Annotated in this window: 14 protein-coding genes; 3 read left to right on the top strand and 11 right to left on the bottom strand. The window is 73.5% G+C overall.

The features are described from left to right. Positions 1–78: 78 nt before the first annotated feature. The 3 genes from ACX6XY_RS03175 to ACX6XY_RS03165 all read left to right on the top strand — a co-directional run bounded on the left by ACX6XY_RS03175 (position 79) and on the right by ACX6XY_RS03165 (position 1,526). Positions 79–522, top strand: a complete 444-nt coding sequence (locus ACX6XY_RS03175) for an ATP-binding protein (RefSeq protein WP_460326042.1) — start codon at positions 79–81, stop codon at positions 520–522. A gap of 174 nt (positions 523–696) precedes the next feature. Further along, positions 697–888 (top strand): hypothetical protein, encoded by a 192-nt coding sequence (locus ACX6XY_RS03170; protein WP_460326040.1) that lies wholly within the window; start codon positions 697–699, stop codon positions 886–888. Next, positions 879–1,526 carry a phosphatase PAP2 family protein gene (locus ACX6XY_RS03165; protein WP_460326038.1) on the top strand — a complete coding sequence of 216 codons (648 nt, stop codon included), beginning with the start codon at positions 879–881 and terminating at the stop codon, positions 1,524–1,526. The genes ACX6XY_RS03170 and ACX6XY_RS03165 overlap by 10 nt, the downstream gene beginning before the upstream one ends. A gap of 27 nt (positions 1,527–1,553) precedes the next feature. Here the strand turns inward: ACX6XY_RS03165 and ACX6XY_RS03160 are convergent, their stop codons facing one another. Genes ACX6XY_RS03160 through ACX6XY_RS03110 form a run of 11 tightly spaced genes read right to left on the bottom strand, consistent with a single transcriptional unit; the run spans position 1,554 to position 13,114 of the window. Continuing rightward, complete coding sequence (locus ACX6XY_RS03160) at positions 1,554–2,858, bottom strand: glutamate-1-semialdehyde 2,1-aminomutase (RefSeq protein WP_460326036.1); 1,305 nt, start codon at positions 2,856–2,858, stop codon at positions 1,554–1,556. Positions 2,859–2,865: 7 nt separating this feature from the next. Further along, positions 2,866–3,426 (bottom strand): dTDP-4-dehydrorhamnose 3,5-epimerase family protein, encoded by a 561-nt coding sequence (locus ACX6XY_RS03155; RefSeq protein WP_460326034.1) that lies wholly within the window; start codon positions 3,424–3,426, stop codon positions 2,866–2,868. Beyond that, positions 3,423–4,649: a polysaccharide pyruvyl transferase family protein gene (locus ACX6XY_RS03150; protein WP_460326032.1), complete on the bottom strand. Its 1,227-nt coding sequence runs from the start codon at positions 4,647–4,649 to the stop codon at positions 3,423–3,425. The genes ACX6XY_RS03155 and ACX6XY_RS03150 overlap by 4 nt, the downstream gene beginning before the upstream one ends. After that, positions 4,646–5,602, bottom strand: a complete 957-nt coding sequence (locus ACX6XY_RS03145; protein ID WP_460326030.1) for a glycosyltransferase family 2 protein — start codon at positions 5,600–5,602, stop codon at positions 4,646–4,648. The genes ACX6XY_RS03150 and ACX6XY_RS03145 overlap by 4 nt, the downstream gene beginning before the upstream one ends. Continuing rightward, positions 5,599–6,861, bottom strand: coding sequence for a hypothetical protein (locus ACX6XY_RS03140; RefSeq protein ID WP_460326028.1), 1,263 nt, complete (start codon positions 6,859–6,861; stop codon positions 5,599–5,601). Before ACX6XY_RS03140 ends, ACX6XY_RS03145 begins: the two co-directional genes overlap by 4 nt. Continuing rightward, entirely contained in the window at positions 6,858–8,153 is a 1,296-nt protein-coding gene (locus ACX6XY_RS03135; RefSeq protein WP_460326027.1) for a DUF4910 domain-containing protein, read from the bottom strand. The genes ACX6XY_RS03140 and ACX6XY_RS03135 overlap by 4 nt, the downstream gene beginning before the upstream one ends. Then, positions 8,150–9,175, bottom strand: a complete 1,026-nt coding sequence (locus ACX6XY_RS03130) for an NAD-dependent epimerase/dehydratase family protein (protein ID WP_460326025.1) — start codon at positions 9,173–9,175, stop codon at positions 8,150–8,152. The genes ACX6XY_RS03135 and ACX6XY_RS03130 overlap by 4 nt, the downstream gene beginning before the upstream one ends. A 3-nt stretch (positions 9,176–9,178) precedes the next feature. After that, entirely contained in the window at positions 9,179–9,826 is a 648-nt protein-coding gene (locus ACX6XY_RS03125; RefSeq protein WP_460326023.1) for a PIG-L deacetylase family protein, read from the bottom strand. Beyond that, on the bottom strand, positions 9,823–10,659 hold the full coding sequence (locus ACX6XY_RS03120; RefSeq protein WP_460326021.1) for a glycosyltransferase family protein: 837 nt from the start codon (positions 10,657–10,659) through the stop codon (positions 9,823–9,825). Before ACX6XY_RS03120 ends, ACX6XY_RS03125 begins: the two co-directional genes overlap by 4 nt. Beyond that, a complete protein-coding gene (locus tag ACX6XY_RS03115; protein ID WP_460326019.1) occupies positions 10,656–11,891 on the bottom strand; it encodes a class I SAM-dependent methyltransferase in 1,236 nt (411 codons plus the stop codon). Before ACX6XY_RS03115 ends, ACX6XY_RS03120 begins: the two co-directional genes overlap by 4 nt. Further along, on the bottom strand, positions 11,888–13,114 hold the full coding sequence (locus ACX6XY_RS03110) for a glycosyltransferase (RefSeq protein ID WP_460326017.1): 1,227 nt from the start codon (positions 13,112–13,114) through the stop codon (positions 11,888–11,890). Before ACX6XY_RS03110 ends, ACX6XY_RS03115 begins: the two co-directional genes overlap by 4 nt. Positions 13,115–13,116: the final 2 nt, after the last annotated feature.

Raw genomic sequence — 13,116 nt, 5'->3', positions numbered from 1 at the left:
CCTCCGTGCTAGTACGCTGACGCAGCGTACTAGTGGCTGACCTGGTGCCGGAGGTCTGCCGACGGTCAGATTCGGGGCATGACACCACGCCCCGCCCCCCAGATCCCGGTCACCGTACGTATGTTCGCGCAGCGGTTCAGCTCCACGCGGCGCGGCGCTCGGCTCGCCCGGCATCTCGCGTTGCACCGGCTTGACGTCTGGGACATCCCGTACGGCTCCGAGGCCTCGGACACCGCCGCGCTGCTCGTCGGCGAGCTCGCCGCCAACGCCGTCACGCACGGCCGTGTTCCCGGCCGCGACTTCGAGGTGCGGATCACCCTCGACGACCGCACCCTCCGGATCGACGTGTCGGACGCCCGAGGCGAGCGCCGCCTGCCCGCCCCGCACCCGTGCCCCGCCCACGCGGCGGCGGGCGGCGGACGCGGGCTGCTGCTCGTCGGGGCGCTGGCCGACCGGCTGACCGTGCTCGACCGCGTTCCCATCGGGAAGACGGTCCGAGCCGAGCTGGACCTGCCGCGCTGACGATTCGCCCGCCGTCTCCGCGCGGAAGGGCCAAGTCACTCGTCGGCAGAGCCCTGTTCGATGCGGTCGCGGTCAATCTCACACTCTGAACGATCACGAGTGTGAGGAACTGGTAGCGTCCCGTGACAGGGTCCTCGACGTCCCGTGACAGGGTCCTCGAAAGGAGACGGAAGGGTGCGACCGACCCTCGCCGCTGAGCAGGTACGCGACAGCCTGAGCCAGTACCTGGCGACGACGTACGCGCTCGCGTCGGAAGGCCGCCTGGTCTCCCGTTCGTCCGTGGCGCGGGACGCCCTCACCGTCTCGTGGAGCGGTGAACCCAGCCGGTTCCTCCGGCCGTTGGGGGCGGACCGGGTGTGGGGGTGAGCGTGCCGCCGGTGGGGCCGCGCGGGTGGCTGGGGCTGGTCGCGGTGGTCGCCGCGCTGGTGGTCGCCGGGCTCGGGATGGTGTACGCCGGTGACGGTGGGCCCGGTGCGGTGGACGCGCGGGTCTGGGCCGCGGTGGAGGGGGTGCGGTCGCCCTGGCGGGAGGTCGCGCTGGCCGTGGACTTCCTGGGGGAGCCGGTGGGGGCGGCGGTGCTGGTCGGGGGGACCGTGGCGGGCTGTGTGATTCTTCGGAGGCCGCGCGGGGCGGCGCTGGCCGTGGGCGGGACCGGTCTGGCCGTCGGGGTGACGATGCTGGTCAAGCCGCTGGTGGGGCGCACCATCCACGGTGACGGCAATCTGTCCTATCCGAGCGGGCACACCGCCTTTCTCACCGCGCTCGCCCTCGTCTGGGCGCTGCTCGCGGCCGGGCGGCTCGGGCTCGGCAGGGTGGGCGGTGTGCTGTTCGTGCTCGGCGCGGCGCTCGTCGCCGGCGCCGCCATGGGGTGGGCGCAGGTCGCTCTCGGCGCGCACTACGCGACCGATGTCGTCGGGGGCTGGTGTACGGCGCTGGCGGTGGTACCGGCCGCCGCGTGGCTGGTCGACCGGGTCGCCGACGGGGGTGGGCGGGGGCGTCGTTGAGGGCACCTCGTGTGGTGTGGTGTCGTGTCAGGCTCGGCGGCGGAACACCGGTTTCACCGGGCGTCCGGACAGCCAGGGTGTGGGGTCGGCGGCCTCCAGCGCCTTGCGGTACACCGCACACGCCTGGGCTGTCACGTCCACCGTATGAGCGATGTCCGCGTCGCTGAGCGCGCTGCTCACCACGAACGACGGGGCCAGCACCCCGCCCGCGATGAGCTGGCGCAGGAACAGGGTGCGGTAGCGCTGCGACGGCCGCCGGTCCTCGTCGAGGGTGGCGAAGACCAGGTTGCTGGCCCGGCCCCGGACGAGGACGTGGTCGGCCACTCCCATGCTGGCCGCGGCGTCGCGGACGCCCGCGGCCAGGCGCTCGCCGAGGGCGTGCAGCCGCGCGGTGATCCCCTCCTCGGCGTACGTCGTCTGCACGGCCATCGCGGCCGCCAGGGAGTGCGTCTCCGCGCCGTGCGTGGTGGACAGCAGGAACACCCGGTCGCCGGGGTGGCGCAGCCCGCCCCGTTCCATCAGGGCGCGGCGTCCGGCCAGCGCGGAGACGGCGAAGCCGTTGCCCAGCGCCTTGCCGAACGTCGAGAGGTCGGGGACGACGCCGTACAGGCCCTGGGCGCCCGCCTCGGACCAGCGGAAGCCGGTGATCATCTCGTCGAAGATCAGTACGCAGCCGTGCCGGTCCGCCAGCTCGCGCAGACCGGTGAGGTATCCGGGCGGCGGCTCGGTGTGGGCGGCGGGTTCGAGGATCAGGCAGGCGACCTCGTCCCCGTACCGGGCGAGCAGCTCCTCGGTGGCGGGCAGGTCCCCGTACGGGAACGCCACGGTGAGCTCGGTGGTCGCCTCCGGGATGCCGGCGGACATCGGTGTGGTGCCGATGAACCAGTCGTCGACCGAGAAGAACGGATGGTCGGCGCAGACGGCCACGCGGGGCCGCCCGGTGGCGGCGCGGGCGAGGCGTACCGCGGCGGTGGTGGCGTCGGAGCCGTTCTTCGCGAACTTCACCATCTCGGCCGTCGGCACTGTGTCCAGGAAGCGTTCCGCGGCTTCGAGTTCGACGATGGACGGCCGGACGAAGTTGCCGCCGCGGTCGAGTTGGCGTCGCACCGCCTCCGTCACGCGCGGGTGGGCGTGGCCGAGGCTGACCGACCGCAGGCCGGAGCCGTACTCGATGTAGCGGTTGCCGTCGACGTCCCAGACGTGCGCGCCGTGGCCGTGGCTGATGACCGGGGCCAGGTTCTCGGGGTACTGGTCGTCGCCCTTGGCGTAGGTGTGCGCGCCGCCGGGGATCAGGGCGTGCAGCCGCTCGTTCGCCTGTCGGGAGTCGTCCACGCCGAACTCACCTCCCCATCCGCTTCAGGACCTCGGCGAGGCTCGGGGCCTCCCGGTCCCGCTGGGACATCTGGGACGCCGATGTGACCGGCAGCGGCCAGGGAATGGCGAGTTCCGGGTCGTCGTAGGCGATCGTGACGTCCTCGGCCGGATCGTGCGGGCGGTCGATCCGGTACGAGGTGTCGGCGGTCTCGGTCAGCGCCTGGAAGCCGTGCGCGCACCCGGCCGGGACGTACACGGTCGCCTGGGTCTCGCCGGACAGGTCGAAGAAGGCCCGGCCCAGGTACGTCGGCGAGTGGGGCCGCAGGTCCACGACCACGTCGAAGATCCTCCCGTACGAGCAGCGCACCAGCTTGGCCTCGCCGTCGCCGGAGCGCAGGTGCAGGCCGCGCAGCACGCCCCGCGCCGAGCGGGACACGCTGTCCTGGACGAAGGCGTCCGGGTCGAGGCCCGCCGAGCGGACCACGCCGGCGTCGAAGGTGCGGCAGAAGAAGCCGCGTTCGTCGGCGTACGGCGTCGGCTCGAAGAGATACGCTCCGGCGATCTCCGGGACTTCGGTCGCTTTCATGGGGCCTCCTGGAACACGGTCGCGGTCAAGGCCGCGAACTGGCACGTGAGTTGCTCGGCAGCGATCAGGTTGCGCTCGGTGAGGGTGCGCCGCAGTCGCGCCGATTCCCGTTCCAGCTCCCGGAATTGGGCGAGCAGCCGGTCCGCGTCGATCTCGCGGGCCGGGTGGCGGTACGCGCCGAGGCCCATCCGGGCCATCAGCGCGTCGCTCTTCGCCGCGTAGCTGAGCGCGAGCGTCGGCGTGCCGGTCTTCAGCGCGCACACCAGGTTGTGGTAGCGGGTCGCCACCACGGCGTCGGCCGCCGCCGTCTCCTTCATCAGGTCGGCCAGCGAGGCCGCTTCGGCCGCGGTGACCAGCGGAGAGTCCACCGCGTCGCGGATCGCGGCGACCACCGCCGCGTCGCACGCGTCGCCGGTGAGCAGCCGGACCGGCCTGCCGTCCTCGACCAGCGCGCGGACGAAGCGGGTCGTCCCGTCGAGGTAGCGGCGGTGGATCCGCTCGGCCCCGGCGCGGTCCTCGTCGCCGCCGTGGAAGTCCATCACCCCGACGCAGACCAGCCCCGGCGGGCCGTCCGGGGGCGCGCCCGCCTCCGCCGCCCCGCCCGCCTCCGGCGCGGGCAGGGCGAACGCCAGGTCCGGGTAGACCTCGTCGCGCGCGGTGTCCACGCCCATCTCCCGCATCGCGTCGCGGGACTGGGTGTCCCGGTACGACCGGTAGGACGCCAGCCGCGCCGACCAGCGCACCAGGGCGCGGGTCGGCCGGTTGCCGATCGGGGCCGCGCCGACGCCGACCAGCGCGACCCGCGTACGCAGCAGCCGCCCGGACGCGCAGAGCAGGAACAGCGAGTACGGGAAGCCCCACGGCCGCAGCGGCAGCGTGGCCTCCAGGACGCCCATGCCCGGCACGATCACCACGTCGTGCCGGCGCACCCAGGCGGCGGTGCGGGCGGCGTCGACGAGCTTGCCCAGGCCCTTCGCGGCGATCGCGGCCGCGCGGGACGCGGTCCGGTACTCGCCGCGGTACCAGTGCAGCCGCGTCGCGGGGATGCCGTACCGGGTCGTGACGGTCTCGGGGCCGCCGCACAGGGCGTCCACGGCCGCCTCCGGATGCTCGGCGCGCAGGTATCCGAGCACGGCCTCCAGCGAGCCGTCGTTGCCGAGGTTGCCGGAGCCGAGCAGGCCGAACACCCCGACGCGGACCGGGCCTTCACGCGTGGGCGTCACGCCCGCCTCCCCTCGCGGCCCGCCACCAAGGCGTCCACCGAGACGGTGAGCGCGGACGGATCGGACGGGTCGGCCGGGGCGCGGTCCTCGACCCGCTCGCCCGCCCCCGGCCTGGTGCGGCTGGTCAGCCACGCGGCCAGATGGCGGTAGCACGCGCGCCGGTCGGCCGAGGACAGCGGTGCCCGCCGGATCGCCGCGACGAAGCCCCAGACGTACTCGGCGAGCAGCCGGGGCGTCGGGTGCAGCGGGCCCGCCCGGCGCGGGTCCAGGTTGACGCACCGGGAGCGCTTGCCGGGGTTCGCGCGTTCGGCGCGGGCAGGGTGGTCGCGGCGGAAGTACAGCAGCTCCGGCACCTGGTGGAAGGGGCCGTGCAGGGTGATCTCGGCGACGAATGTGCGGTCCGCGTGGTGGTAGCTGTCGTGCGGCTTCACCCGGCGCAGCACATCGGCCCGCATCACCCCGTAGAAGTCGTCGCCGCCGGGCTCGAACAGCAGGCTGCGGAAGCGCTCCGGCGCGCGCGGCGAGTCGGTGGCGAGCCCGTACGCGTACGGCACCTTGACCCGGCCGTCGCCGTCGATGACCGCCTGGCCGGAGTGCGCGAGGATCACGTTCGGCCGCTCGTCCAGCGCCGCCACGCAGGCCCGCAGCAGGTCGCGGGCGTACAGGTCGTCGTGTGAGGCCCACTTGAACAGTTCGCCGCGGCACTCGGCGAACACGCGGTTGTGGTTCGGGGCCGCGCCGATGTTCCGGGGGAGCCGGAGGTAGCGTACGCGCGCGTCCCGTGCGGCGTACGCGCGGCAGATGTCCTCCGTCCCGTCGGTCGACGCGTTGTCGGAGATGACCAGTTCAAAGTCTTCGTAGGTCTGGCCGAGCAGGGCGTCCAGCGACTCGGCGAGGTACTCCTCGCCGTTGTACACGGGCAGGCCGACGCTCAGCCGGGGATGGGCGGTCATGATGTCCTCACTTCGGGGATGGAATCCTGTTGGCGGCGCTCGCGCAGCGCGGCCCGCAGCTGCAGCCACCACACGGCCGAGCCGCACGCGGTCGCGGCGGCGACGCCCCACGCCGAGCCGACCGCCCCGGCCGCGACCGCGCCGCCGATCCCGCCGGTCACATAGCAGGCGGAGGCGAACAGCTGGCAGCGCAGGCTGCGCCGGGCCGCGGCCAGCGCGCGCAGCCCGGCGGCCGCGCCGGTGCCGAGGCCCGCGCCCGCGACGCCCAGCGTGGCCGGGACGATGAGCTGGGACGCCCCGTGCCAGACGTCGCCGAGCACCAGCTCGCCGAACCGGTCCGGGGTCAGCAGCAGCGCCGCGCCCCACAGCAGCGCGGCGACGGCCTGCGCGCCGCCCAGCAGGAGGCAGAACGCGCCGAGCCGGTGCGGGGCCCGGCGCAGCACCCGCGCCGCCTCCGCGACGGTGACCAGGGACAGCCCCATCAGCACGGCGAGGAACGGGCCGAGCAGCAGCTCGGCCCCCCGGATCACGCCCACCGCGCTGACCCCGGCGAGCGCGCCGAGCCCGTACGCCCGCAGCTGGCTCGCGCCGCTGACACAGGTGTTCTCGACCAGATACCGGTAGCCGAGGTCGCGGTGCTCGCGCACCCACGCGCGCGCCCCGGTCAGGCGGGGCCGGATCCCGGACTGGAAGCAGCCGTACGCGGCGGCCACCGCGCCCGCCGCGCCCCAGGCGAGCACGAAGGCGGCCACGCCGCCCGCGCGGGCCGCCACCACCATCGCCGGGACGAGCGCGACGCCCCACACGAGGTCGTTGACGAACGCCTTCCGCCCGGTGCCCGCGGCGAAGAACGCGTACCGCCAGGCGTCCTGGAGCAGCAGCCCCGGCAGCACGACGCCGAGGCAGGCGAACGCGGCCCCCACGCTGCCGCCCACCGCGAGACCGGCTGCCAGACACGCCGCGCCGATCGCGCCGCCGACGCCCAGCGCCGTACCCGACGCCCGTGCCGCGGCCCCGCGCCAGGACGCGTCCGGCACGCCGCTGAAGCGCACCACGAGCGGGTCGGTGGCCAGCCCGCGCGAGACGCTGAGCACCACGCCGTACGTCACCCAGGCCAGGCTGAACACGCCGAACGCAGCCAGCCCCAGCGAGCGGGCCACATAGATGCCCACCGCGAAGTTGGTCGCGCTGGAGGCCGCCTGGTCGGCCAGCCCCCAGGACAGCCGACCGACGACAGCCCGCCGGGTGCTCCCCCTCACGCCTTGATCAGTCCGGCGTCGTGCAGCGCGTCGGCCGCGGCGGCGACGGCGTCGAACGGCAGCCCGGACCGCTCGGCGACGTCCAGCAGACCGTGCTCGCCGTCGGAGAGGCTGAGCACCCACAGCATGGCCAGCTGGGCCTGCTTGGCGTCGCTGCGGCCGCCGAGCGAGTCGTACAGCCCACGCCGCCCCAGTTGGGGTTCGCCGTACGGGCTGAGGTTGACGTACCGCCGGTCGCGGTCGAGTACGGCGAACGCCTCCCGGCACACGGCGAGCGTGTCCGCCATCGCCTCCGGGGAGACGAAGTCCAGGTCGTCCGCCGAGGTGTGGTACTCGGGGTACCCGGCGTACGGGGTGCGGCTGAGCGAGCCCACGCCGAGGTCGAAGCCGGGCGAGCAGAACTGCCGCTCGTCGTAGCCGTACGGGGTGAACTCGGTGACGCGGTGCGGGCGTTCGGATGCGGCCAGCACATGCCGCAGCACCCGGTCGATCTCCGCGTCGCCGCGCCTGCTCTGTTTGTACGTCAGCTGGCCCGGATCGCCCGCGCAGGCCAGCACCAGGCCGTGCTTGACCCGCTCCGCGACCCGCTCCCGGTTGCGGGCCAGCCAGGTGATCGCGCCGATGGTGCCGGGCGCGAACAGGAACCGGTAGGTGTAGTACGGCGTGTGACGCTCCGCCAGGGACCGGGCCAGGAACGTCGCCACCGCGATCCCGGCGAGGTTGTCGTTGGCCAGCGACGGGTGGCAGACGTGGCAGGAGACGAGTACCTCGTCGGCGACCTGTCCGGGGACCACATGCTCGGCGTAGGTCAGGTGGCCGTCGGCGAGCGTGGAGTCGATGTGTACGTCGTAGTCGCCGTCCGGCAGCGCGTCCAGGGTCTCCTGGGCCAGGCAGAAGCCCCACCGCGGCTGGTAGTAGCTGGTGCGGTACGGCACCCAGGACGGGTGGTCCGGCAGGGTGTGCAGATGCGGGCGCAGTTCGGCCAGCGGCAGGGTCGCCGACACCGGCACGCTGTAGCCGAGCACATGCAGGCTGGACGCGGCGAAGTCGACGACCCGGCGGCCGGAGGCGTCCGCGATGTACGCGTCCCGGATGTTCCACTCCTGCGGCACCGTCCAGTCGAGCACCCGCGTCCCGGTCGGCACCTCATGCGTCCGCAGCGGGATGTACTCGCCGACGATGTCCAGGGTGGCGCGCACCCCGTCGCCGGTGATGCTCCGGCACAGCGGGTACAACCGCTCCACCAGCGCGTACAGTTCGTCGCCCGTCGTGTCCTCTCCGGTCGCGGTCATCCGCGCCGCCGCAGGGTCTCGTCCACGGTGCCCGCATCGGACGCCGCGCGCAGCACGGCCAGCCGGGTGAAGCGGTGCTCGAAGTCCTCACGGGTCAGCCCGTGTTCCCGGTAGGCGGCGGCGAGTTCGAGCGCGCCGCGCTTCACCGTCCACTCGCAGTCGAAGCCGGGGACCGCGGCGCGGAACCGGGAGAAGTCCACCCGGTACGACCGCGGATCCGCGCCGGTCTCACCGGTGATCACCACCCGCGAGCCGGGCACCGCCTCGGCCACCTGCTCGGCGATCTCGGCGACCGTGACGTTGTTGACCTCGCCGCCGATGTTGAACGCCCGGTCGTGCACCGCCTCGCGCGGCGCGGTCAGCGCGGCCGCGAAGGCCCGTGCGATGTCGGCGGCGTGCACCAGCGGACGCCAGGGGGTGCCGTCCGAGAGCACCAGCACCTCGCCGCTCAACAGGGCGTGCCCCACCAGGTTGTTGAGCACGATGTCGGCGCGCAGCCGGGGCGAGTGGCCGAACGCGGTGGCGTTGCGCAGGAACACCGGGCTGAAGTCGCCGTCGGCGAGCGCGTGCAGATCGTCCTCCACGCGCACCTTGGACTCCGCGTACGGCGTCACCGGGCGCAGCGGGGCGTCCTCGGTCACCAGCTCGTCGCCCCCGGCCGCGCCGTACACCGAGCAGGTCGACGCGTACAGGAAGCGCCGCACTCCGGCGTCGCGGGCCAGCCGGGCCAGGCGCACGGACGCGTGGTGGTTGATGGCGTAGGTCAGCTCCGGCGCGAGCGATCCCAGCGGGTCGTTGGACAGGGCGGCCAGGTGGATCACGGCGTCCACCCCGGCCAGGTGCTCGGCCGTGACGTCGCGCAGGTCCTCCCGGTGCGCCGGCGGGTCCGCGGGCGGCGGGCCGAGGAGGCAGTCGGCGAACAGCCCGGCGTCGAGCCCGGTGACCTCGTGCCCGGCGGCCGTGAGGACGGGGGCCATGACGGTGCCCAGATAGCCCTGGTGCCCGGTCAGCAGTACGCGCAAGGTTCAATCCCCCAAGCTGAGAGTGAGTTTGGTGACGGCGAACGCCTCGGCGTAGCGGGCGTGGCATTCGATGCCGCGGATCCGGGCGAGACCGAGGAAGGCCTCCCGGTCGTACCAGGGCCGGTGTTGTTGCGAGGGGTAGTGCTCCCGCAGCAGCCTCGCCTTCTGCTCGGCGACCGTCGGCGACAGCGGCTGGTACGCGGCGAGGCGGCCGAGGTCCCCGTCCCACTTGACGATCTCGTAGCCGAGTACGAGGTGGTCGCGGAACGCGGTGGGCATCAGCCGCGCCAGGCCGCGGTGGTCCTGGTGCGCGTCGTCGGTGCGCGGGGCCAGCACCAGATCCGGGTCGGTCCGCGCGCGCAGCTCCTCGACCGCGGCCTTGGCCTCGTCCCAGTGCGCGGGCAGCCAGCCGTCCGGCAGTTTGAGGACGGTCAGCCGCAGGTCGGCGTCCGGGCAGAAGGCGGCGAGCGCGGCCCGCTCCTCCCGCTCCCGTTCACCGCCGCCGCCGGAGAGCACCAGCGCGTCGACGCGGACGCCCGGCCGGGCGAGGCACAGCGTGAGCAGCGTGCCGCCCGCGCCGATGGCGATGTCGTCGCAGTGCGCGCCCACCGCGACGAGCCGGTCAAGACGCCCGGCCCCGAGCCGGATCACGCCCTCACCCCCGAGCCGGTCGCGCCCGCTCCCGAGCCGGTCGTGCCCACTCCCGAGCCGTCCCGTTCCCACACGGCCCACGGGCGGTCGCCTCGGGCGTAGGCGGCGTCCAGCGCGGCCCGCTCCTTCACGGTGTCGGTCGGCTTCCAGAAGCCGCGATGCTGGTGGGCCACCAGCCGCCCGCGCTTGGCCAGTTGGACGCATCCGTCGCCGACCAGGTCGCCGTTCTCCGGGATGTGGTCGAAGACCTCCTGGCGGAGCACGAAGTAGCCGCCGTTCTCCCACAGCGGCAGCTCGCTCACCGAGGTGATGCCCCCCACCAGGCCGTCGTCGCCCAGATCCACGCAGTGGAACGAGGACTGCGGCGGTACCACCATCATGGAGGCCCCGGCGTCACGCCGGGCGAACCGGTCGATCATCTCCGGCAGCGGGGCGTCGGTGAGCACGTCCGCGTAGTTGGCCAGGAACATCTCGTCGCCGTCCAGATGATGCCGCACCCGGCGCAGCCGCTCCCCGATCGGCGACTCGACGCCGGTCTGCGCGAACGTGATCGTCCAGTCGGCGATGTCCGTCGACAGCAGCTCGGTCCGCCCGCCGCGCAGCACGAAGTCGTTGGACGTCGTCTCCTCGTAGGTGAGGAAGAACTCCTTGATGTGCTGGGCCCCGTAGCCGAGGCACAGGATGAACTCCGTGTGCCCGAAGTACGCGTAGTAGCGCATGACATGCCAGAGCAGCGGACGCGGGCCGACCATCGCCATCGGCTTGGGCACGTCGTCGAACGCCCCCTCGCGCATCCGCAGCCCGTAACCGCCGCAGAACAGTACGACCTTCATGGCTTGACCTCGACAATGCTCAGTTCCGGTATGGGAAAGACCAGCCGCCCGCCCCAGGTGTGCACATAGGACAGCTGCTCGACCAGCTCGGCCCGCAGGTTCCACGGAAGGACGAGGACGTAGTCCGGCCGGTCGGCGGCGATCCGCTCCGGCGGCAGGATCGGGATGCGGGTGCCCGGTGTGAACCTGCCGTGCTTGTAGGGGTTGCGGTCGACCGTGTACGGGAGCAGGTCGGGCCGTACGCCGCAGTGGTTGAGCAGGGTGTTGCCCTTGCCCGGAGCGCCGTAGCCGACGACCGTCTCGCCGCGCTCGGCCGCCTCGATGAGGAACCGCAGCAGGTCCCGGCGTACCTTGGCCACCCGAGCGGAGAACTCGGTGTACCCGGACGACTCCCGCAGCCCGGCGGCCTTCTCTCGGTCCAGTACGTCGAACACCCGCCGCGCGGGCTCGCCCGCCGCCTCGGTCGGCCGCGCCCACAGCCGGATCGAGCCGCCGTGCGTGGGCAGCGACTCGACGTCCACCAGCGCGAGTCCGCCGCTCGCGAGCGCCCGGATCGCGGACGCGACCGTGTAGTACTGGAAATGCTCGTGGTAGATCGTGTCGTACTGGTTCTCCTCGATCAGGGTCAGCAGATGCTGCACCTCGATGGAGACCCAGCCGTCCTCGGCGACCAGAGCGCGCAGCCCCCGCGTGAACCCGGTCACGTCGGGGATGTGCGCGTACACGTTGTTGGCCACGACCAGATCCGCCGGGCCGTGCTCGGCGCGTACGTCCGCGCCGGTGGCCGGGTCCAGGAACTCCGTGAGCGTGGGCACACCCGCGTCCCGCGCCGCCGCGCCGACGTTCACCGACGGCTCGATGCCCAGGCAGCGGATCCCGTGGTCCACGACGTGCCGCAGCAGATACCCGTCGTTGCTCGCGACCTCGACCACGAAGGCGTCGGGGCCGAGCCCCAGATCCCGCACGGCGTCGGCGACGTACGCGCGCGCGTGCTCCACCCAGGAGGTCGAGTACGAGGAGAAGTACGCGTACTCCTTGAACGTCTCCTCCGGCGTGATCAGCGGAGGGAGCTGCGCCAGCCAGCAGTCGGTGCAGACCCGCAGATGCAGCGGGTACGCCGGTTCCGGCTGGTCCAGTTGGTCCGCGGCGAGGAAGCTCTCGCACGGCGGTGTCGCCCCGAGGTCGACGACGCTGGTCAGCGCCGCCGAGCCGCAGAGTCGGCATCGTGTCATCTACTGCCCCCATCGGTTCTGTTCGCTTCTGTTGCTTCCGTCTGGTCCGCGATCGCGGTGCGGTAGCCGTCCACCAGGCGCTCAAGGCCGACGGCCGGGCTGAAGTCCCGCTCGTAGCGCCGCCGGGCCGCCTGGCCCATCTCCTGGTTGCGGGCCCGTTCGGCCGTGATCCGGCGCAGGCAGGCCGCGAGCGAGGCGGGTTCGCCCGGCCGGTGCAGCAGCCCGGTCACCCCGTCCTCGACGAGTTCGACGAACGCGCCGTGACCGGCGGCGACGGCCGGGACCCCGGCCGCCATCGCCTCCGCGACCACCAGGCCGAACGTCTCCCGCCAGGTGGAGGGCGCCACCACGGCCACCGACCGTGCGACCGCGTCGCGGCTCTGGGCCGTGTCGTACAGGCCGACGTACCGCACGTCGTCCCGGCCCGCCGCCCACGCGGCCACCTCCCGCTCCAGCGGCCCCGCCCCCGCGACCACGAGCGGCACGCCCACACCGCCGCCGTCGGCGAGCTGGTCCCACGCGGCCATCAGCAGCCGCAGACCCTTGGCCTCCGCGAGCCGCCCGAGATAGAGCAGATGCTCGCCGGGGCCCGCCCGGCGGACGCCCGGCTCCGGCACGAAGTTGTGCTTCACCGCCAGCCGCTCGGGCGGCAGGCCGGACCGCACCAGGACGGCGCGCTGCGCCTCGGAGATGCAGAAGAACCGCCGCACCCCAGACCGCCATCGCCGTCGGTTGACCGACAGACTGACCGCCAGCGGCACCGTCGCGAGCCGCGAGTCCCGGTAACAGCCGTGCCGGACGGCGGGCAGCGGCGCGGACCCGACGCACTCGGTGCACGGCCGCCCGTCCCGTTGCAGTGTGCCGGGCGGGCAGACCTGCGCGTAGTTGTGCAGCGTGGCGACGGCGGGCACGCCGACGTCGGCGCAGGCGGCCAGCACCGCGGGCGACAGAAGCGGGAAGACGTTGTGCACATGCACCACGTCAGGGCGTGCGGCGCGCAGCCGGGCGGCGAGCTCCGCGCGTACCGCCGGGTTCCACGGCACGAGCAGCGGCACCGCGACCTTGCCGAGCAGGGACCGGGCAGCGATGTCGTCGCTGCGCCGCTCGAACATCTCGACCTGGTGACCGGCCGCGCGCAGCAGTGCCGTCTCCTGGTCGACGACCTTGTTCTCGCCGCTCGGCTGCGCGGAGGCATAGCGGTTGTGCACCACGAGGACCCGCATGC

This window comes from Streptomyces sp. O3, assembly GCF_054788135.1.
Note: the sequence above shows the minus strand (reverse complement) of the source record. Positions and strands in the feature narration are given on the sequence as shown.